The sequence below is a fragment of the Sediminibacillus halophilus genome, assembly GCF_900103695.1.
Lineage (GTDB): Bacteria > Bacillota > Bacilli > Bacillales > Amphibacillaceae > Sediminibacillus > Sediminibacillus halophilus.
This window is the reverse complement of sequence record NZ_FNHF01000004.1, coordinates 107,021-126,539: the sequence shown is the minus strand read 5'-3', so window position 1 is coordinate 126,539 and position 19,519 is coordinate 107,021. Positions and strand designations below refer to the sequence as shown.

At 47.0% G+C, this 19,519-nt stretch carries 18 protein-coding genes; all 18 read right to left on the bottom strand.

Annotation, left to right across the window (positions count from 1 at the left end):
* Nucleotides 1–44 precede the first annotated feature (44 nt).
* A complete protein-coding gene (locus tag BLR82_RS14515) occupies nucleotides 45–488 on the bottom strand; it encodes an Rrf2 family transcriptional regulator (RefSeq protein WP_074600200.1) in 444 nt (147 codons plus the stop codon).
* 436 nt (nucleotides 489–924) lie between these two features.
* Nucleotides 925–1,767 carry a DUF4037 domain-containing protein gene (locus BLR82_RS14510; protein ID WP_074600199.1) on the bottom strand — a complete coding sequence of 281 codons (843 nt, stop codon included), beginning with the start codon at nucleotides 1,765–1,767 and terminating at the stop codon, nucleotides 925–927.
* Between the two features lie 29 nt (nucleotides 1,768–1,796).
* Complete coding sequence (locus BLR82_RS14505) at nucleotides 1,797–2,480, bottom strand: VOC family protein (protein WP_074600198.1); 684 nt, start codon at nucleotides 2,478–2,480, stop codon at nucleotides 1,797–1,799.
* 13 nt (nucleotides 2,481–2,493) lie between these two features.
* Nucleotides 2,494–2,898 carry a VOC family protein gene (locus BLR82_RS14500; RefSeq protein ID WP_074600197.1) on the bottom strand — a complete coding sequence of 135 codons (405 nt, stop codon included), beginning with the start codon at nucleotides 2,896–2,898 and terminating at the stop codon, nucleotides 2,494–2,496.
* 216 nt (nucleotides 2,899–3,114) lie between these two features.
* A complete protein-coding gene (locus tag BLR82_RS14495; protein ID WP_074600196.1) occupies nucleotides 3,115–4,101 on the bottom strand; it encodes a Gfo/Idh/MocA family protein in 987 nt (328 codons plus the stop codon).
* A 70-nt stretch (nucleotides 4,102–4,171) separates the two neighbouring features.
* On the bottom strand, nucleotides 4,172–4,486 hold the full coding sequence (locus BLR82_RS14490; RefSeq protein WP_074600195.1) for a YerC/YecD family TrpR-related protein: 315 nt from the start codon (nucleotides 4,484–4,486) through the stop codon (nucleotides 4,172–4,174).
* Between the two features lie 39 nt (nucleotides 4,487–4,525).
* Complete coding sequence (locus BLR82_RS14485) at nucleotides 4,526–5,590, bottom strand: DUF3048 domain-containing protein (protein ID WP_074600194.1); 1,065 nt, start codon at nucleotides 5,588–5,590, stop codon at nucleotides 4,526–4,528.
* A gap of 53 nt (nucleotides 5,591–5,643) precedes the next feature.
* The gene (locus tag BLR82_RS14480) at nucleotides 5,644–7,386 is read right to left on the bottom strand and encodes an adenine deaminase C-terminal domain-containing protein (RefSeq protein ID WP_074600193.1); all 1,743 of its coding nucleotides are present in this window, start codon (nucleotides 7,384–7,386) and stop codon (nucleotides 5,644–5,646) included.
* 964 nt (nucleotides 7,387–8,350) lie between these two features.
* Nucleotides 8,351–9,622 carry a phosphoribosylamine--glycine ligase gene (gene purD / locus BLR82_RS14475; RefSeq protein ID WP_074600192.1) on the bottom strand — a complete coding sequence of 424 codons (1,272 nt, stop codon included), beginning with the start codon at nucleotides 9,620–9,622 and terminating at the stop codon, nucleotides 8,351–8,353.
* Between the two features lie 77 nt (nucleotides 9,623–9,699).
* Complete coding sequence (purH, locus tag BLR82_RS14470) at nucleotides 9,700–11,232, bottom strand: bifunctional phosphoribosylaminoimidazolecarboxamide formyltransferase/IMP cyclohydrolase (protein WP_074600191.1); 1,533 nt, start codon at nucleotides 11,230–11,232, stop codon at nucleotides 9,700–9,702.
* Nucleotides 11,229–11,828, bottom strand: coding sequence for a phosphoribosylglycinamide formyltransferase (gene purN, locus BLR82_RS14465; protein WP_074600190.1), 600 nt, complete (start codon nucleotides 11,826–11,828; stop codon nucleotides 11,229–11,231). Before purN ends, purH begins: the two co-directional genes overlap by 4 nt.
* Nucleotides 11,821–12,849, bottom strand: coding sequence for a phosphoribosylformylglycinamidine cyclo-ligase (gene purM / locus BLR82_RS14460; RefSeq protein ID WP_074600189.1), 1,029 nt, complete (start codon nucleotides 12,847–12,849; stop codon nucleotides 11,821–11,823). The genes purN and purM overlap by 8 nt, the downstream gene beginning before the upstream one ends.
* 34 nt (nucleotides 12,850–12,883) lie before the next feature.
* Complete coding sequence (purF, locus tag BLR82_RS14455; RefSeq protein WP_074600188.1) at nucleotides 12,884–14,296, bottom strand: amidophosphoribosyltransferase; 1,413 nt, start codon at nucleotides 14,294–14,296, stop codon at nucleotides 12,884–12,886.
* A complete protein-coding gene (purL, locus tag BLR82_RS14450) occupies nucleotides 14,272–16,497 on the bottom strand; it encodes a phosphoribosylformylglycinamidine synthase subunit PurL (protein WP_074600187.1) in 2,226 nt (741 codons plus the stop codon). The genes purF and purL overlap by 25 nt, the downstream gene beginning before the upstream one ends.
* Nucleotides 16,481–17,164, bottom strand: a complete 684-nt coding sequence (purQ, locus tag BLR82_RS14445) for a phosphoribosylformylglycinamidine synthase subunit PurQ (protein ID WP_074600186.1) — start codon at nucleotides 17,162–17,164, stop codon at nucleotides 16,481–16,483. The genes purL and purQ overlap by 17 nt, the downstream gene beginning before the upstream one ends.
* A complete protein-coding gene (gene purS / locus BLR82_RS14440; RefSeq protein ID WP_074600185.1) occupies nucleotides 17,161–17,412 on the bottom strand; it encodes a phosphoribosylformylglycinamidine synthase subunit PurS in 252 nt (83 codons plus the stop codon). The genes purQ and purS overlap by 4 nt, the downstream gene beginning before the upstream one ends.
* Nucleotides 17,409–18,122, bottom strand: a complete 714-nt coding sequence (gene purC / locus BLR82_RS14435) for a phosphoribosylaminoimidazolesuccinocarboxamide synthase (protein ID WP_074600379.1) — start codon at nucleotides 18,120–18,122, stop codon at nucleotides 17,409–17,411. Before purC ends, purS begins: the two co-directional genes overlap by 4 nt.
* 62 nt (nucleotides 18,123–18,184) lie before the next feature.
* The gene (gene purB / locus BLR82_RS14430) at nucleotides 18,185–19,477 is read right to left on the bottom strand and encodes an adenylosuccinate lyase (protein ID WP_074600184.1); all 1,293 of its coding nucleotides are present in this window, start codon (nucleotides 19,475–19,477) and stop codon (nucleotides 18,185–18,187) included.
* Nucleotides 19,478–19,519 lie beyond the last annotated feature (42 nt).

Below are 19,519 nucleotides of genomic sequence, written 5' to 3'. Positions count from 1 at the left end.
AAGTATATTAAAGACTCTTAATATCTATGATTTGGGTAAAAAAATTAGTGAGAATGGTTTAATGTGTTTTTCTCATCCCGTGCAGCTTCCATTTGCTTGGCAATATCACTGATATATTTTTCGTCTAATTCCTGTCTCAGTTTTTCTTCTGCATCGAACATCACGTTTTCAATCAAACATTCCCCATTTTTGGATTCTTCATGTTCCATGGAACAACTGAAAAGCGTTGTCTTCCCCTCAATCGCCTGTATTACATCCAAAAACGAGATTTCGCTGGAACGCCTTGCAATACTGTATCCGCCTTTCACACCAGGTGTTGACTCAATCAATCCCGCCTTCACCAGCTTGGTTAAAATTTTGGACAAGTATGTCGAGGACAGATCTTGAGCCTTCGCCAGCTGGTCTACACCAACTGATTTCCCCCTTGGCACCATCATTAAATGCACCATGGTGTGTAAGGCGTAATTGGTCGCTTTGGAATATTTCATTTAATGTTCCCACCTCTCAAAATACATTAAAGACCTTTAATATCTTTAATTAGTGTATACGAAAGAAATAAAAATTGCAAATGGATTACCGGCATTTTTAGGAGACTTATTCATCTACCAGCTAAGCATAGGTAACATAGGTGCCTCCGACAAAGTCGTGAATTCCCCGGTTATCTTTTAGAACAAGCACCATTACAGCGCTAATAAGGGTAGTGAGCTAAACCTACTATGTTGTAAATCTACGATGGATTCCTCTAATGAAAGCAAGCGTTCTATGCTGAGAACTAAATATCCCCTTGAATCTTTTGAATAATTTCCTTGCTCAACGAGACTGAGCAGGGTCTCTCTGTACTCTTCACTTCTCATAACATATTATCTAATCTTCTGCGTCCATTTTTAGCGTATCCTTGCTTACTAACCAATCTTGGCTTTTATTCTATAACGACTTGTTACTTTGCGGTCTTACAAAACTGGTTCTTTCGATTGCTTTTGCTAAGTCGATTTCGGGATGTTCCCGATGGACCAATCCATAGATTTCTTGAAGCAATCCTTCAAGTTCCCGAATGCTTTTCTCAGGAGGAGCCATGAAGACAGACGGAAGGCTTATCGAAATTTTTTTTGGTGCTACTTTCATTCTTTCCAAGGTACGCTTTTGCCATTTAAAAGCAGGGTGATGAACATATAACCGATTTAACCCAAAAAGCATTCCCATGATGTTCGACTGGACAGAAGTGACCACCTTATAGAGCATCAGCCAGTCTTCTCTTGCGAGTAGTGCCTCGCGATTACTCCATCTGTTGCCTAAGTCAAGATTTTCTCTAATCATGGCCGAGCCCAGTTCTTCAGGATATACTTCCACTTTTTTCTTCAGTTGATCAATGATGTCCTCACCGGCAAGTGAAACCCCGTCATAAACAGTGGCCGCCAAGCATTGTTTATCGAAGTCTGTATCATAATTTAAGACTACCTCATCGAGTATCCGGTAGATGGTATTAGTCAAAAAGTTACTTATCTCTAACTTGACTCCTTGTGTTATGTAGGTTTCCGACCACTCTTCTTCCTCATAAGGGCAATAATCGATGATCCTACCGTTAACATCATTAATAGGACTTTTTCTATCCTCATCATTTGGACTTTCTTTCCAGAATACAAATAATTCGATGTCAGAGTATTCATCCTGCCAATTGCGCGCCACCGAACCCCCAAGCAAGACCCCTTCAACCTTATCGTTTTGCATGTATATTTCCGACAGGTCCGTTGCCAATCGTAATAAATCCATCTAACTCCCCCTTTCAACGTCTTTCCCACTCAACCTGTATTATCGATCACGAATGGATGGTATTCATCAACCAAGATCTGCACATTATTCGCTAACGATAGACGGAGTGGATACACAGCTGCTGCTTTGTTCGAAAAGATCCATCTTCTCCCCGGCTGGGTCAACAATAGGAAGACCCCTGTCTCCCTCTCTCCTATAAAGTTAAGCGACGAGGCATTTATTGGCTCGTTATCCCGTTCTTTTATCCCGAACTCCTGTAGCTGTTCACCCGCTGCAATGGCATCCTCTACTGTCAGACTTACTTCGCTGATGTTTACAATGTTTTTTGTCGAGAAGGCCTCCTCCTCAGTTTCCGTGATAGAATGCCTGGCAATGAATTCTACAATATTACCTGCCGGATCATAAAAATAAAAGGAACGCGCAGATAAGTGTGGAAAGTCAGCTTCATCTTCTCCGTTCTCCAGATTTAAATCGACTTTCCGTTTCACCCATGCCTTTGCTTCATAGAACTTGGTTCCCGGAATGGAAAAGGCAAAATGATAGTAAGGTTCTCCTCGTGCATCCCTCCCAGTAAATACTAGTTTGCTGGAGCCCGCAGCTATTTGAAAGCTATCTCGATCTTCATCTATTAACGGAAACCCTAGAACGTTTGTATAAAAGTCTTTCATCTCCTCTACCTTACTGGTTTTCAAGGTAACTTCCTTAATTTGCATCGTTTTCCCCCCTTTAAATACCGTGCGTATTCATTAGCACAATTCGCCAGCCATCGGGATCTTCGATTGTTTTCCCCTTTTCTTCCCAATAATGATTTTCCGGTTCCACTTCACCATAACCCATATCGTTCAGCCGCTGAGCTACCTTCTCTTGTTCATCCGTATCAGGTATATATAAAACCAACAGATTGTCTTTTGTTGGAGCAGGACATGGACTTCCGTCTACATGACGAGTGAATTCTAAATGGTAAGGAAGATCAGGCAGGCCAAAAATAACACCTTCATACCCTCGGTGACCCGAGAATGTTGTAAGTATCTCGAGCCCCAGCCCTTTTTCATAAAAACGAATCATCTCATCAAATTTATCAGTGGGTCTCGCGATTCTAATTTGAGAGGCGGAAAAATCAGTAAACTTCATCGTCTTCCCCTTTCCTTAACAACAGATATACGCATCATGCTTTGTATATTTACCCTATTAGCTACCCTCATTTTAACATCCATTTCCATTGTTTATTAGAAAAATCTGAAAAAACAAGGAAATACGATAGCTATCAACCAGCATCACTCGATAATAAAAAGCCTAAACCATCGTGTGATTTAGGCTTTTACTTGTCTTCTGTTTTACCATTTGTATCTATCGCTCATCTGCCGGAAAATGAACACCCGTCTGGTTACGGATTTCTTCCAGCACCCTGGCCGTTTCCAGCGAGCGCTCGAGCGTACAGATTTCCGATTCGGTTTTCCCCTGCTTTATCAGTTCAATAAACGCTTCTGCCTCATAAAACATTCCATTTTCCACTTGTGGTCTGCTGACATCCTCACTCGTGCCGTCTTTATACTTAACTTCCACATGCGTCGGTGTGTTGATATTATCCACCAGTATACTGCCCTTCTCTCCCTGGATTTCAGACGGTAGATAGGAATCAGCTATTTTGGAGTACATCACTGCTCCGTTGAATTCCGGATAGTCAAAAATGGCGCTACCTTGCCCATCGACGCCGGACTCCAACATCAGACTGCTAGCCGTTACACGTTCCGGACTACCAAACAAGGTAACCATCGGATAGATGCAATATACGCCGATATCCATCAACGATCCGTTGGAAAAAGCCGGGTCGAATGCATTGAGCACGGTCCCTTCCTTATAGGCGTCATAGCGGGAAGAGTATTGGCAGTAGCTGGCAAAGTAACGACGAACTGGCCCGATCTTTTCCAAGTTATCCTGCACTGCTTGAAAATTAGGGAGGAAAACAGTCTTCAACGCTTCCATCAATAAAACGCCGTTCCGTTTTGCCGTCTCGATCATCCGCTCTACCTCACGACTGTTAGAAGCAATCGACTTTTCCACCATCACGTGCTTTCCATGTTCCATACACTCTATCGCCTGTTCAGCGTGCAACGAATTGGGACTGGCAATATAAACAGCATCGAAAGTATCGCTGGACGCAAACTTATGTAAATCTGTGTAGGTATGTTCAGCTTTGTGCATCAACGCGAATGTACGTGCTTTTTCCTCTGTCCTTGAATAAACTGCTTCCAACTGGAAATCTTCCACTTGTACAGCGCCATCAAGAAATTTTTCCGTGATCCAATTAGTACCGATTATCCCGAATTTGACCATGTTATGACCCCCAAGACTTCTTATTCTTCAAAACAAACGCCGGTCTGCGTTACGCAGACCCGGCGCCTTATTACCTTTCCTCTTCATCCTTATCGTTTTGCTCGAGCCGATCGAGGACCATCGAATAAGCGTCGTTGCCGTAATTCAGGCAGCGTTTGACACGGGAAATGGTTGTCGTCGAAGCATTTGATTCCTCGACAATCACCCCGTACGTGTCCCCTTCACGGAGCATTTTTGCGACCAGCAATCTTTGTGCCAGTGCCTGAATCTCACTGATCGTAGCGATATCATCGAAAAAACGATAGCATTCTTCCCGATCCTCCAGGCTGAGAATGGCATCAAACAATCGATCGAGCTGCTCGCCCCGCAGTTTATCTATTTGCATTTTCCTACACTCCTTGTAAGAGGTTGTCCAATACGTTTCCTAATTGATGGTGACAGTCCCTTCCAGGCTTTGTCTGTCCGGCACTACATTGATCCAGGTCTTGCCAGGGACCAGTCCTACTGGTTCTCCGTCTTTCACCGGAAGGATTCTCCCATCGATATTTGCCCATTGGACTTCCTGTACTACACCTTTTTGAAGCAAGTACGCCTTGCCGCCAGACTCCATGTCCACTTCACGCCTGCCGGCATCGTCGATGACTTCATGATGGGTGGCCATAATCAAGACGTTATCTAATTGTACCGCTTCATCGGATTCCAGTTCAACTGTTTGGCTGTCTCCATTATACCGCAAATATTTCTCCAGTTCCTCATCATAGACATAACGCACAGGAGTATCATTGTAAGAAAACGAAACCTCGGAAGCATTATCCCCGGAAATAGCAGCAGTTTCCTCCTCGTCCAAAAACGGAAGCGGCTCATATTCTGCCTTCATATCATAGCCTTTTTCCTCGGCGACCTCCTTCACGGCGTCAAACTGCAAATACGAGTTATGGGGTGCCACCCGGTTCTGTGACCGCTTGAACAGATGACCGTCATTATCATAGTAAGCCCCATTCAAATGATCGGCGGCCCCGTTTTTCAGCATGTCCTCAATAAAGTTGGCAGCACCGTGATACACATAAAGAGCACCATAATCATCCGCCAAATTGAAATAATACGGACGGGCACTTCTCACCGGCCCGACTACTTCCGGCTGTTCACTGTGGAACAGTGCCATGAATCTTGTAATTCTTCCTTCGGCCAGAATCTCAAAAACCATATCTGCTTTTGTCAAGCCGGACTGCGGCCTTGCCTTATGGTGGTTGTTGACCATGACGGCAACAATCCGATTATCGACAGGATCATTTGTGCCAATTCCGGTCAACGGATAGACATTTTCATATGCTGGTTCTTCCGGCTCTTCCGGCTCGCCAGCCGGTTCCTCCTGTCCCTGATCATCCGGTTCCGATTCAGGCTTCTGTGACTGCTCGTCCTTCGAGCAGGCTGCTGCCACCACGACAATCAGCAACAAACCGAGAGCCAGTTTCAACCAATTATTTCGCATTTCCCCACACACCTTTGTCTGTTATCTCTCTCTATTTTGTTTTAACTTCTATTTTACCGCATGATTGCTGGAAAAAGAACCTCCTTCTTTTTCACATCAATGATTCCTTTCGGGGTAATCCGGATAAACGGCAAATGGGTTGATGATAAAAACAGCAGATTATAGACCGGATCATTGTACTGATAGCCAAATGCCTTCAGAGTTGATTTCAGTTCTCTTTCTTTCTCGATTAGTTCTTCCATTTTACCGGAAAACATCATACCCGCCAAAGGCAGCGGCATCTCGTAAATGATCTCACCTTGATGTGCCAGGACGATCCCGCCGCCGATTTCTTTCATGTGCCGGAAAGCCAGCATCAAATCCTGTTTGTTCTTACCGATCAATACGATATCCCCGGTGTTGGAATAAGAGCTGACCATGCCCCCAAGCTTGTTAGTAAACCCTTTGATCACCGTATTGACTCGCCATTTCCCTTCGCGGCTTGCGAGCATTAGAAATGCTTCATCATATTTTTCCTCGATTTCGTCCACCGTGACATCCAGGGTCAGGGCAACGGGTTTGATAATGACATCATTGACCATCTCCAAACCGATTGGAATGGAAAACTGCAAATCGCTAACTTCCAAGTTCCAGTCCAGCTCCAGCGGTCCGATTCCATACTCCTTCCAATCAATGGAACAGCCAAGTGATACCTGACTGCCATCTCGTTTCATCCACTGGCCTTTGGCAATTACCGAGACAGGGTCTGGATTGTCCTTCGCTTCGAGCAAGTTGATATGTGCTACCTGTCCTGGCGCGATGCTTCCCAGCCTGTCTCGCATATTGAAATGCTTGGCGGCATTGTAACTGGCCATCATATAGGCATCTTCGACAGGAACTCCTTGTTTCAATGCTATACGGATGCACTGGTTCATCATGCCTTTTTCATAAAATGAAGGGGTAGACCCATCCGTGGTCATGGTAAGCTGGTCGAACTGATCTACGCCCAGCTGTTGGATTTCTTCCAGGATTTTCGGTAAATCCGGTCGGATCGAGGAATAACGCAAACCCGCCTGGTAACCGGATTGCAGGCGATCCACCACCTCCTGGCCGGTCATGGCTTCATGATCGGCACTAGCACCAAGCAGTTTCATTTTGATCAATGTATGTTCCGAGGCGCCCGGAAAGTGGCCCTCTATTGGTTTTCCCAACCTTTTCGACTCCTGCATCCAGTATAAAATCCGGTCATCGTCTTCCAAAACCTGTGGCCAGGAAGTGAGTTCGCCTCCCTGAACAACAGCTTCGTGTTCGAGCCAGGAAATGACTTGGGAGTTACTGAACACACCCAGCTCATCCTGCAAAGAAGATTGGGGATCGAATCTTGCCCACCAATACATCGACACGGGCAGGTCCATAAAACTATCCAATAGTGTAAACGCTTTCTTTATTTCTAATAAATATAACCAAATCAAGTTGTCGTTCATCAGTGTTGTCGTACCGGTTTGGGCAACATATTCACTCAGCTGATGCGGATTGTATAATTGGAATGGATGGGCATGCGGCTCTATGTACCCAGGTACAGCATACTTTCCTTCACAGTCGGTAACTTCAGTGCCATTTGTGTTTTTTGGAAGGCGGTCTCCGACATAAACAATGCGGTCTTGATATACCCAAATATTTGCTTTGATCCATTTTTTCAAGAATACATTTAAGTAAACGACATTTTTCAAAAGCAATGTCGGTGCAAGCAGGCCGTCGATAACGGAAACGTGTTCGCGCAGTTGTTTGTTTCTCCAGCGATAGCGGTGCTCATTCATGGCAAATTCTCCTGTTCTCTGATTGTTTTTTCTATCGTAACACAAGGTAGAAATCAAAGATAAGCGTTTGGAAGATAATATAACAAAATCTTCATATTTTTACTATCATTCTATTCACGAAAACCTCAATTATTATGATGATTGCTGGTCCTTTACGAAACCATGCTTTATTCCTATAAGCAGGAGAGCCGTTTAATCCTTAGTCGAAACCCTAAAGCCTTGATAATCAACGTTGATAGAAACTCCTTATATAGTTTGAATTTATCTTTCTAACTTCTTGCATTGGTTGAGTGGAATTCGGCGCTGCGGAAATACCCTCCACTTTCCGCGGGCGGGCTGGTGGGCTTCCTCGAGCTGACGCTCTGCGGGATCTCACCGAAGCCTTTCCTCCCGCAGGAGTCTTCGGGTATTTCCTTCGCTGGGGCAAGTTTCCTGTTTAGAAACATTCAACTAGGCATTTTTTTATTCATGGTACTCGACGCACCGTTTTACAAAAGACATAGCTAGAAAACAAGCAGAAAGAAAGTCCATGAAAAGGGGAAAAGACAGAACTCCAACTGTTTTCTGGGAAGATAAGCATGCGTTTCCTGACAACCGTTTTTAAGAATTCTTGTTGGGTTTCAAGGAAAGAGTTTCTACGCTTCTACGCTTGCGATAATCAGCATACTTCTTGGCGTAGGTAGCATACGCAGACTCCTGCGGGAACAGCGCGAGCTGAAGATCCACTTGGTAAAGCGGTTTTCTTTATCAAGTTAGCTGAAGCCGTGCCCGCGGAAAGCGAAGTATGCTACCGAAGCGTTGATTAGCACGCTTTTTGAATAGGCAATGAAACTACCCATTACAGTTACTGCGCAGTTTATATTTTTTCCGCAAAGGTAACACATAGATAAACATCTTATCTTATTATCGGAAAAATCATCAAGATTGTGTAGGCATGGAAAAAGGACAGCCGGCGGCTGTCCTTTTATGCTTTTTCCGTTTTGTCGGCAATACCGATGTCACGACGATAAAAAAAGTCCTGACTGGCGTCAAATCTTTTTAAGAAGCGGTAAACTGCCTCCTGTGCAGCCTGCTGCTCCTTTTGTATCGAGCCAGCAAGCAAGACACGGCCGCCTACGGATACATATTGATCGCCCTCCTGTTTCGTGCCGGCATGAATTACAAAACAGCCTTCTTCCTCCGCGCCCTCCATAGTCGGCAGCGGTTTCGCTTTTTCATAAGTTCCAGGATAACCGGCAGAAGCAACAACCGTACCGATACAAGCAGCCTCTTTCCAAGTAAGCTGAGGGTCCCTTCCAGCTTTTACATCGATGATGACCTGCAGCAAGTCATTTTCCAGCAACGGGAGGACGACCTGAGTTTCCGGATCACCCATTCGGGCATTGAATTCAATCACTTTCGGTCCGTCAGAGGTTTCAATCAAACCCGCATAGAGCACTCCGGTAAACAGCCGGTTCTCTGTGACCATTCCGGCGGCGGCAGGCCTCAGAATATCAGAGATGGCTGATTCGATAACCGCATCACTCAAGTCAGGAATCGGCGCATAGGCGCCCATTCCGCCGGTATTTGGCCCTTGATCCCCGTCATGTGCCCGCTTATGGTCACGGGCAGGCACCATCGGAAAGACCCGGTGGCCGTCTACAAAAGCCATCAAAGAAAACTCTTTTCCTTCTAAAAATTCTTCAACGACAATTCTGCTTCCCGCATTTCCAAATTCGTTTTCGACCAGCATATGATCAACAGCTAACAGCGCCTGTTCCAGCGTCTTGGCCACTACCACTCCTTTACCGGCTGCAAGTCCGTCCGCTTTGATAACAATCGGGGCACCTTGATCACGGATAAAAGCCTTGGCTTTGTCAGCGTCGGTAAAGGTTTGATAGGCAGCAGTCGGAATATCATATTTATGCATGAATCCTTTAGCAAAATCCTTGCTGCCTTCAATGATAGCAGCTTCTTGCGCCGGACCGAAAATTTGCAGCTGTTCTCTTTCAAAAGTATTAACAATCCCGGCTGCCAACGGATTTTCCGGACCTACGATGGTCCAGTCGATGTCCTCTTCTTTTGCAAACGCGGCAAGTTCTTCAATTTGGTCGTCCTTTATCGGGACACACTGCGCGTCCTGGCTGATCCCGCCATTTCCCGGTGCGGCATATAGCTTATCGACAAGCTTGCTCTCCTTGAGCTTTTTTACCATGCTATGTTCCCGTCCACCACTGCCAATTACTAATACGTTCATCGAATCCCTCCCTCTTTTTTGGCCTTATTGAAAGCAGCGGAACCCCATTTTTCCCAGGTCCCGCTTTCTCCGTGCTGTTAGTGCTTGAAATGCCTCATGCCAGTAAAGACCATAGCGATTCCATGTTCGTTGCAAGCAGTGATGGAATCTTCGTCCCGCTTTGAACCTCCCGGCTGGATAATCGCAGTGATTCCTGCTTTTGCAGCTGTCTCCACCGTATCGGGCATCGGGAAAAAGGCATCGGAAGCCATGACGGCTCCATTTGCCTGTTCACCTGCTTGCTCAAGCGCTATTTTCGCAGTGCCTACGCGATTCATTTGCCCGGCACCAATCCCCAATGTCTGATCCTGATTAGCAATCACGATGGCATTGGATTTCACATGCTTTACTGCCTTCCAGGCAAATAACAAGTCTTTCATTTCCTGCTCATTCGGCTTCCTGCTTGTCGCCACATTCACATCCTGTTCGGCCACTTTTCCATCATCGATGTCTTGCACGAGTAAACCGCCAGTGACGCTGACGACTTTTTGCCGGTTTTGGTTAGCGGTCTCCATCGATATTTTCAATAGACGAATATTTTTCTTCTCCGTCAACAATTCCATTGCCTCGTCTGAGAAGGAAGGGGCAATGACGATCTCCAAAAAAATCTCCTTCAATTGCTCTGCAGTCGCTGTATCCACTTCACGATTTAAAGCGACAATACCGCCAAAAATGGAAACAGGATCTGCCTGATAGGCCTTATGGAAGGCCGAGCCGATTGTTTGACCAATACCGATTCCGCATGGATTCATATGTTTAACTGCGACTGCAGCGGCTCCTTCATATTCCAAGACCATCTCCAATGCCGCGTTGGCATCCTGAATATTATTGTAGGAAAGCTCTTTCCCGTGTAGCTGTTCCGCGTTGGCAATGGAGGCTCCTTTTCCATTCGGCTGTTTATAAAATGCTGCATGTTGGTGAGGATTTTCTCCATAACGCAATGATTGTACTTTTTCATATGTAATCGTGTAAGTCTCCGGAGCAGTCTCCCCGGTAATTTCGGAAAAATACCCGGCAATCATGGCATCGTAGTTGGCTGTATGGCGAAAAACCTTGGCAGCTAACTGTTTACGGTCATCCACTTGCAGTCCGCCATGCTCCAGCTGTTCCAACACCGGCTGGTAATCTTCAGGATCTACTACCACTGTGACATCCCGAAAATTTTTCGCCGCTGCCCGAAGCATGGACGGACCGCCGATATCAATATTTTCAATTGCTTCAGCTTCGGTAACACCAGGTTGATCAATCGTTTGTTTAAATGGATAAAGATTGACGACTACGATATCGATTGGATCAATATCCCGCTCTTCCAGCTGCTTCAAGTGTCCATCATCCCCGCGTTTCGCCAGCAAACCGCCATGGATGTTCGGGTGCAGCGTTTTTACCCGTCCGTCCAAAATTTCATCGAATTTGGTTACATCGGAAACTGGAATAGCCGGCAGGCCTGCCTCCTGCAGCTTTTTCAAGGTCCCACCGGTAGATACCAGCTCATAACCCAGCCGGTCCAGTCCTTTTGCAAAATCAACCACATTGCTTTTATCTGAAACACTGAATAATGCGCGCTTCTTCATGATTTAATCTCCTCTCTCTTTTCCGCCTGAATGAGTGCTTGGATTGTCCTGGGAAAAAGCCGGTGTTCAATCTCCTGAATGGCTGCCTGTAAGGAATACCGGTCATCCTCTTCCCGGATTCTGACTGCCTCCTGATCGATAATCTTCCCGGTATCCATCCCTTCATCAACAAAGTGAACCGTTACTCCGGTCACCCTGACTCCCGTCGAAAGCGCCTGTCCGATCGCATCCTTACCGGGAAAAGCGGGCAGCAAAGAAGGATGGATATTGACAATATGACCTTCGAAAGGGTCGAGCAGCGTGCTGCCAATCAGCCTCATATAACCCGCCAAAATCAACCATTCCGCCTTGCAATCATTCAGTTTTTGCAATATATCCCGTTCATAATCCGCTTTCGTTGGATACGTTCTGGGTTGAAAAGCAAATACGGGAATTTGACGTTCATTGGCTTTTTCGATAGCCTTAGCTTCAGGTTTATCGCAAACCAACAAAGCGATTTCCGCATCCAAACTTCCCTGATCGATCGCATCCGCTATTGCAGCAAAGTTGCTGCCGGTACCGGAAGCAAATACCGCCACCCGTTGTTTCTCATGCATGACGAATGTTCACTCCCTGCCCCGCAGTCACCTGCCCGATATGATAGGCCGTTTCTCCTTGTTGTTCCAACAAGTCGATTGCAGATTCAGCTTGTTTTTCCGGCACGATTACCGCCATTCCGATTCCCATATTAAATACGCCAAACATATCTTGTAACGCAAGACCGCTATGTTTTTGCAGAACCTCATACACCGGTGGAACTGTCCACGATCCGGTGGTAACGGATACGCCGAGGTGTTCCGGAAGCGCACGCGGAAGATTTTCGTAAAAACCGCCGCCGGTAATATGGGAAATCCCTTTTACCCTGATTTGGCCGCGAAGGGATTGAACAGCCTTTGCATAAATTTTCGTCGGCTCAAGCAAGGCTTCACCCAAAGTTTGATGCAACGGTTCGTAGACTTTGTTCAAGTCGAGTTGATACTCCTCGATGACTTTTCGAACAAGGGAAAAGCCATTGGAATGGACGCCGCTCGAGGCAATCCCGATGACCGCTTCTCCCGGCTCGACTTCACTGCCAGTGATAATATTCATTTTCTCAGCAATGCCCACCACAAATCCGGCCAAATCATATTCGCCATGTTGATATATCCCTGGCATTTCTGCTGTTTCTCCACCAATCAACGCGCAACCACCATCGACACAGCCTTCCGCGATCCCTTTTACTATCTGCTCGATTTTTTCCGGTTCATTTTTACTGCATGCTATATAATCGAGGAAAAACAACGGATCTGCACCTTGCGCGACAATGTCATTGACACACATGGCTACAAGATCAATCCCCACGCTGTCGTGCTTATCCATTTCAAAAGCCAGCTTCAGTTTGGTGCCGACTCCATCCGTGCCCGAAACAAGGACAGGGTCCTGGTAAGAAAATGAACCGAGTTCGAACAATCCGGCAAAGGCGCCGACACCGCCGATCACTTCTTTTCGATCGGTTTTGGCAATATGTTTTTTCATCAACTCTACCGCGCGGTAACCAGCTTCTACATCCACGCCTGCTTGCTTATAAGCTTCACTCATATGAACGCTCCTTTTCTGTAACCAGACCTGCAGGCTACGCCTTTGTGGCTGGAAGTGCTGTTTCAGGATATATTTCAGTAGGGTAGTTTCCGGTAAAACAGGCGTTGCAGATGCCGTGTTCTGCTGCATCATCACCAGCTACTATCGCATTCTCCAATCCCTCCGTCGTTAAGTAGGAGAGACTGTCGGCACCGATCAGTTCCCTGATTTCTTCGACGCTATTATTGGAGGCAATCAGTTCGCCTTTTGTCGAGGTGTCGATGCCATAGTAGCAAGGGTTCTCGATCGGAGGGGAAGCAATCCGGACATGGACCTCTGTTGCGCCGGCTTCCTTAAGCATTCGGACAATCCGCTTGCTTGTTGTGCCGCGGACAATCGAGTCATCGACCATGACTACCCGTTTGCCGTCTACGATTCCCCTTACCGCGGAAAGCTTCATTTTGACACCCTGCTCTCGCAGCTCTTGAGACGGCTGGATAAAAGTCCTGCCGACATAGCGATTTTTAATCAGACCGAGTTCATACGGAATGCCGGATGCTTCCGAATAGCCAATGGCCGCTGAAATGCTGGAATCAGGCACACCAGTCACGACGTCAGCTTCGACCGGTGCCTCCTTGGCCAGCTCTTTGCCCATCGCCTTACGTGAAGCATGGACGTTTTTTCCGTTCAAATCACTGTCCGGGCGGGAAAAGTAAACATATTCCATCGAACAAAGTGTCCGATTTAACGGGGAAGCGAAGGTACGGGAGCTCACCCCATGGTCATCAATAATCAACAATTCTCCCGGCTTGACCTCCCGTAAGTAAGAAGCGCCGATTACATCAAAGGCACAGGTTTCGGATGAAACGACATAAGCCCCTCCGATCATGCCTAATGACAACGGGCGTAAGCCGCGCGGATCCAGCGCTACGTAAAGCTTGTTTTCGGTAAGGATGGAAAAGGCATAGGCTCCCTTGATCATACTGAGCGCCTGAATGATCGCTTCCTCCATCGACAGATGGCCGCTCCGCTTGATTAAATGAGCCAACACTTCGGTATCGGAAGTCGTCTGCAAAATGCTTCCTTGCGCTTCCAACTGATGCTTCAAGGCATATGCATTGACCAGATTGCCATTATGGGCAAGCGCCATGCTTTCCTTTTGCGACCGGAAAACAAGCGGCTGAACGTTTTCATAACCGCCGCCCCCCTGTGTCGCATAGCGGACATGCCCCAGTGCAGCCTTCCCCCTCAGCCGGGAAAACTCATCTTGTTGGAACACATCATTGATCAAACCGTTTCCTTTATGAAGATGCAGGGATTCCCCATCACTGGTCACAATCCCCGCTCCTTCCTGACCGCGGTGCTGCAACGCATGCAGCCCGTAGTATGCAACCTCTGCCGCTTTTTCGTGCCCCCAGATGCCAAATACGCCGCACTCTTCATTTAAGCCCTTGATTTCAGCAAGCATGGTATGGCCCCTTTCCAAATTGCTTTCAGGTCTTCTGTCGTCTGATCAATTCTTGTTTCACCATTAATCTGGATGCGAAACTGTCCATCGTCTGTGACGGCACCGATTGGAATAGCATCTTCCACAATCCGCTCGAATGCCTGTTGATTCTCTTGGCTGACAGATACGAGGAAACGGGATTGCGTTTCGCTGAACAATTCGGTTACAGCGTCCCCTTCCAACTGCACATCGAGACCGACCCGACCAGCGAAGCAGCTCTCAGCCAGTGCCACTGCAAGTCCTCCTTCCGCCAGGTCATGGGCTGAAACGACGGTGCCCGCCTGAATCGCCTCCAATAATTGATTTTGCCGTTTCGTTTCCAACTCCAAATCAATTGCAGGGGCTTTACCGAAATAAGTGTTTTCCAGGACGTTTTGCAGTTCGCTACCGCCAAACTCCGCTTTCGCTTCACCGATCACATAAATCACATCTCCCGCTTTCTGGAAGAAAGATGGCGTCACATGATTCAGTGAGTCCAATAAGCCGACCATTCCGACAACCGGTGTCGGAAAAATCGACTGGCCATTCGTCTCGTTATACAGCGATACATTGCCACTGATAACCGGCGTGTTCAAAACAAGACTGGCTGCACTCATGCCATCGACACTCTTTTCCATTTGCCAGAAATTCTCCGGTTTGTCCGGGTTTCCTAAGTTTAGTCCGTCGGTCAAAGCGAGCGGTTTCCCGCCTGAGCAGACGATATTTCGCGCTGCCTCTGCCACTGCTATCTTCCCGCCGGTTTCTGGATCCAAATAAATATAGCGGGAATTGCAATCTGTAGTAATGGCGAGCGCCTTGTCCGTCCCTTTAACTCTGATCACCGCTGCATCGGATCCTGGTGTCACGATGGTGTTTGTTTGCACCATCGAATCGTACTGATCATACACCCACTCCTTACTGGCGATGGTCGGCTGCTGTAACAGCGCCTTGAGCGTTTCGCTAAAGTTTTGGATACCTTCGGGATAGTAATCGACTTGTTGGTACGCTTTAAAGTATGCAGGCACTTTGGAAGGTTTATGATAAACCGGCGCGTCCTCCGCAAGGGAGTCGACCGGGATATCCGTAACCACTTCGCCTTTATGCAGCAGACGGAATTGCTTATCATCCGTCACCTGTCCGACTGCAACGGCTTCAAGTCCATATTTTTGAAAAATATCGATGATTTCCTGTTCCTCGCCTTTCTTTACTACCATCAGCATCCGTTCCTGCGACTCGGACAGCATCAGTTCATATGGGGTCATCTCCAATTCCCGCTGTGGTACCAGGTCAAGGTTCATTTCCATACCCATCCCGGCTTTGCTGGCCATTTCGCTGGCGGATGAAGTCAATCCGGCAGCTCCCATATCCTGCATGCCGACCAATGATTCACAATGGATTGCTTCGAGACACGCCTCGATCAGCAGCTTTTCCATAAACGGATCACCAACCTGGACTGAAGGACGCTTACTTTCGGATTCTTCCGACAAATCTTCCGATGCAAAAGTGGCACCATGTATGCCGTCCCGCCCAGTAGGCGCTCCGGCATACAACACGGTATTTCCGATTCCCGCTGCAATTCCTTTTTGGATATCCTTTTGGTCGATCAATCCGACACACATTGCATTGACGAGCGGGTTTCCTTCATAACAATTGTCGAATTGTACTTCTCCGCCTACTGTCGGCACACCGACACAGTTACCATATCCGGCGATTCCGTTGACAACCTCTTCAAACAAATACTTGACCCGTTCAGAAGCAAGGCTGCCGAAACGGAGTGAGTTGAGCAAGGCGACCGGCCGTGCTCCCATGGAAAAAACGTCGCGGATGATGCCTCCGACACCGGTGGCAGCTCCCTGGTATGGTTCGACAGCCGATGGGTGATTGTGACTCTCGATTTTGAACACAGCCGCCTGACCATCGCCGATATCAATGATTCCCGCTCCTTCCCCAGGTCCCTGCAACACATGAGGAGCCTTCGTCGGGAACTTTTTCAACAGCGGTTTTGACGTTTTATAGCTGCAGTGCTCCGACCACATGACCGAAAAAATACCTGCTTCGGTGAAATTCGGCCGCCGGTTCAACACCTTTTTGATGTGCTCGTATTCCGCATCGGTGAGTCCCATCTCTTTATAAAGCAAATCCTTTTCAATCACTTCCGGGCTTATCTCAGACGCCTGCAACATATGCTTCCCTCCAATGGTTCACGACCGATTTAAATAGCTTCAGACCATCATCACTTCCCAGCACCGCTTCTGTTGCTCGTTCAGGGTGGGGCATCATGCCGAGCACATTTCCTTGTTCATTGATGATTCCGGCTATATCCCCCACAGAACCGTTCGGATTGTCCGCATAACGGAAAACGATTTGCCCGTTTGCCTCCAGTTCTGCGAGTACTTTCTCGTCACAGTAATAATTGCCTTCCCCGTGGGCAATCGGAAGGGATATGGTCTCCTTTTCCTCATAGGAAGAAGTGAATTGGGTTTGATTGTTTTCCACCACCAATTCCTCCTGGTGGCACATGAACTTCAGCTTTTTATTCCGCAACATGGCACCTGGTAAAAGCCCGGATTCCAGCAGCACTTGAAATCCGTTGCAGACACCTAAAATCGGCATCCCCTCGGAAGCCTTCTGTTTGATCTGATTGACGATATTGGATGTCGCCGCAATCGCGCCGGACCGTAAGTAGTCTCCATAGGAAAAGCCCCCGGGCAATAAGATGGCATCAAACTCGACCAAGTCGGCATCTTCATACCAAACGAGTTTTGCTTCTTCGCCGAGTGAGTCTTGCACTGCATGATACATGTCTCTGTCACAGTTCGAGCCTGGGAAAACGATCACCGCAAATTTCACTGGACAGCTCCCTCCTCAATCGTGTACTGATAATCTTCAATAACTGGATTGGCAAGCAGCTTGGCACACATTTCTTTAATTTGTTGATCAATGTCCGCATGGTCATCAAGCTGAAGTTCCATATACTTTCCAACCCTTGCACCCTTTACCTCCGGGAAACCCAATTTGTTCAAGGATTCCTGGACCGCTTTTCCTTGTGGATCCAAAACACCATGCTTCAAAGTTATAAAGATTTTCACTGTTTTCATACTACCGCCTCCAGTCGTTGAAGAATTGCATCATATACTTGCAAAAGGTCGCCCAAATCTTCCCGGAATACATCCTTATCCATCTTGGCACCACTGTCTTTATCCCATAGCCGGCATGTATCCGGCGAAACCTCGTCAGATAGGATGATGTCGCCAACTGCATTTCTGCCGAACTCCAGCTTGAAATCTGCCAGTGTAAGATTAATAGATTCAAAGAATCCCTGCAGATGCTGATTCACTTCCAAAGCCATAACTTTGATGGCTTCCAACTCTTCCGATTTCACATCCGTAAGCAGCAAAGCGTGCTCATCATTGATCAGTGGATCCCCGAGTTCATCCTTTTTATAAAACAACTCTACCAAAGGTGGTGTAAAAACCGTCTTTTCTTCGATGCCGAGCCGGCGGGTGATACTGCCGGCTGCAATGTTCCGTACGACAACTTCTACCGGAATGATGTCTGTCTTTACAACGAGCTGTTCTGTATCGTTCAGGCTGCGGACAAAATGACTTGCCACTCCTTTGTCACGCAAATATTCAAAAACCTTCGCCGATATCAAATTGTTGTACTTGCCTTTTCCTGAAAAAACCGCCTTTTTTTCGCCGTTAAAGGCGGTCGCATCATTTTTATACGATAGTATCAATTGATCGATATTGCCTTCTGCTTGAAATACTTGCTTTGCTTTGCCTTCATACAATAGCTCGCCCTTCAATTTTGTCACCCCATCCATTCCTTTTTGGTTGTCTGGATTATAGTTTCAGCGCATGCACAGCCTCAAAGTCCGATACGTTCAAATATGCCGTCCACATTTTTCAAATGATACGTGTAATCGAAACAATCGGCGATTTCCCCTTCATTCAACAAGCTGGTGATTTTCGATTCCTGTTCCACCAGGCTGCGGAATGGAATACCTTCTTCCCAGGCCTTCATCGCATTTGGCTGGACCAGATCATACGCTTCCTCACGGCTCATGCCTTTGTCGATCAACGCAAGCAGCACTCTTTGAGAAAAAATAACGCCATAGGTTTTATCGATGTTGGCTTTCATGTTTTCCGGGAATACTGTCAGGTTTTTCACTATGTTCGCGAAACGATTCAGCATGTAATTCAAGGCAATCGTGGCATCTGGAAGAATGATTCGCTCTGCTGATGAATGCGAAATATCCCGTTCATGCCAAAGGGCAACGTTCTCGTATGCTGTCACCATATGCCCACGCAGCACACGGGCAATGCCAGTCATGTTTTCCGAACCGATCGGATTACGCTTATGCGGCATCGCTGAGGAACCCTTTTGCCCTTTTGCGAAAAATTCCTCTACCTCGCGAGTTTCGGTTTTTTGCAGGTTGCGGATTTCCACTGCGAACTTCTCAATCGACGTAGCCACCAACGATAGCGTCGATACATAATGCGCATGCCGGTCGCGCTGCAAGGTTTGCGTTGATACAGACGCCGGTGTGAGTCCTAGTTTTTCACAAACGTATTTTTCAACAAACGGATCAATGTTGGCATAAGTACCGACAGCACCAGAAAGCTTTCCAGTCTCGATCGTTTTCGCCGCAGCATCGAATCGCTCTAAATTCCTTTTCATCTCTTCATGCCAAAGCGCCATTTTCAAACCGAATGTTGTCGGTTCGGCATGGACACCATGTGTCCTTCCCATCATGACCGTGTGTTTATGTTCCTGGGCTTTGGCTGCCAGAATATCGATGAACCGCTGAATATCACTGCGCAAAATGTCATTGGCCTGTTTCAGCAAATAAGATAATGCCGTATCGACAACGTCGGTAGAAGTCAGACCGTAATGGACCCATTTCCGTTCTTCCCCCAGCGATTCGGATACAGCTCTTGTAAAGGCAACCACGTCATGGCGTGTTTCCTGTTCGATTTCCAAAATCCTGTCAACATCAAAGGAAGCGTTCGCCCTTAGCTTTTCCACATCCTGTTTCGGAATGACGCCAAGTTCACTCCAAGCTTCACAGGCGAGAATCTCCACTTCCAGCCAGGCCTTGTATTTATTTTCATCGGTCCAAATTGCTCCCATTTCTTCTCTTGTATATCGATTAATCATACGTTACCTCCTGAATATTCACGAACCAGTGATCGGCTATTA

Coding starts and splice junctions, on each gene's coding strand:
- BLR82_RS14480 (WP_074600193.1), bottom strand. CDS start 7,386: ATGAATGAGCACCGCTATCGCTGGAGAAACAAACAACTGCGCGAACAC.
- BLR82_RS14515 (WP_074600200.1), bottom strand. CDS start 488: ATGAAATATTCCAAAGCGACCAATTACGCCTTACACACCATGGTGCAT.
- purL (WP_074600187.1), bottom strand. CDS start 16,497: ATGTTGCAGGCGTCTGAGATAAGCCCGGAAGTGATTGAAAAGGATTTG.
- purD (WP_074600192.1), bottom strand. CDS start 9,622: ATGAACGTATTAGTAATTGGCAGTGGTGGACGGGAACATAGCATGGTA.
- BLR82_RS14505 (WP_074600198.1), bottom strand. CDS start 2,480: ATGCAAATTAAGGAAGTTACCTTGAAAACCAGTAAGGTAGAGGAGATG.
- purS (WP_074600185.1), bottom strand. CDS start 17,412: ATGAAAACAGTGAAAATCTTTATAACTTTGAAGCATGGTGTTTTGGAT.
- BLR82_RS14495 (WP_074600196.1), bottom strand. CDS start 4,101: ATGGTCAAATTCGGGATAATCGGTACTAATTGGATCACGGAAAAATTT.
- BLR82_RS14485 (WP_074600194.1), bottom strand. CDS start 5,590: ATGCGAAATAATTGGTTGAAACTGGCTCTCGGTTTGTTGCTGATTGTC.
- purF (WP_074600188.1), bottom strand. CDS start 14,296: ATGCTTGCTGAAATCAAGGGCTTAAATGAAGAGTGCGGCGTATTTGGC.
- purN (WP_074600190.1), bottom strand. CDS start 11,828: ATGCATGAGAAACAACGGGTGGCGGTATTTGCTTCCGGTACCGGCAGC.
- BLR82_RS14510 (WP_074600199.1), bottom strand. CDS start 1,767: ATGGATTTATTACGATTGGCAACGGACCTGTCGGAAATATACATGCAA.
- purB (WP_074600184.1), bottom strand. CDS start 19,477: ATGATTAATCGATATACAAGAGAAGAAATGGGAGCAATTTGGACCGAT.
- BLR82_RS14490 (WP_074600195.1), bottom strand. CDS start 4,486: ATGCAAATAGATAAACTGCGGGGCGAGCAGCTCGATCGATTGTTTGAT.
- BLR82_RS14500 (WP_074600197.1), bottom strand. CDS start 2,898: ATGAAGTTTACTGATTTTTCCGCCTCTCAAATTAGAATCGCGAGACCC.
- purH (WP_074600191.1), bottom strand. CDS start 11,232: ATGAAGAAGCGCGCATTATTCAGTGTTTCAGATAAAAGCAATGTGGTT.
- purM (WP_074600189.1), bottom strand. CDS start 12,849: ATGAGTGAAGCTTATAAGCAAGCAGGCGTGGATGTAGAAGCTGGTTAC.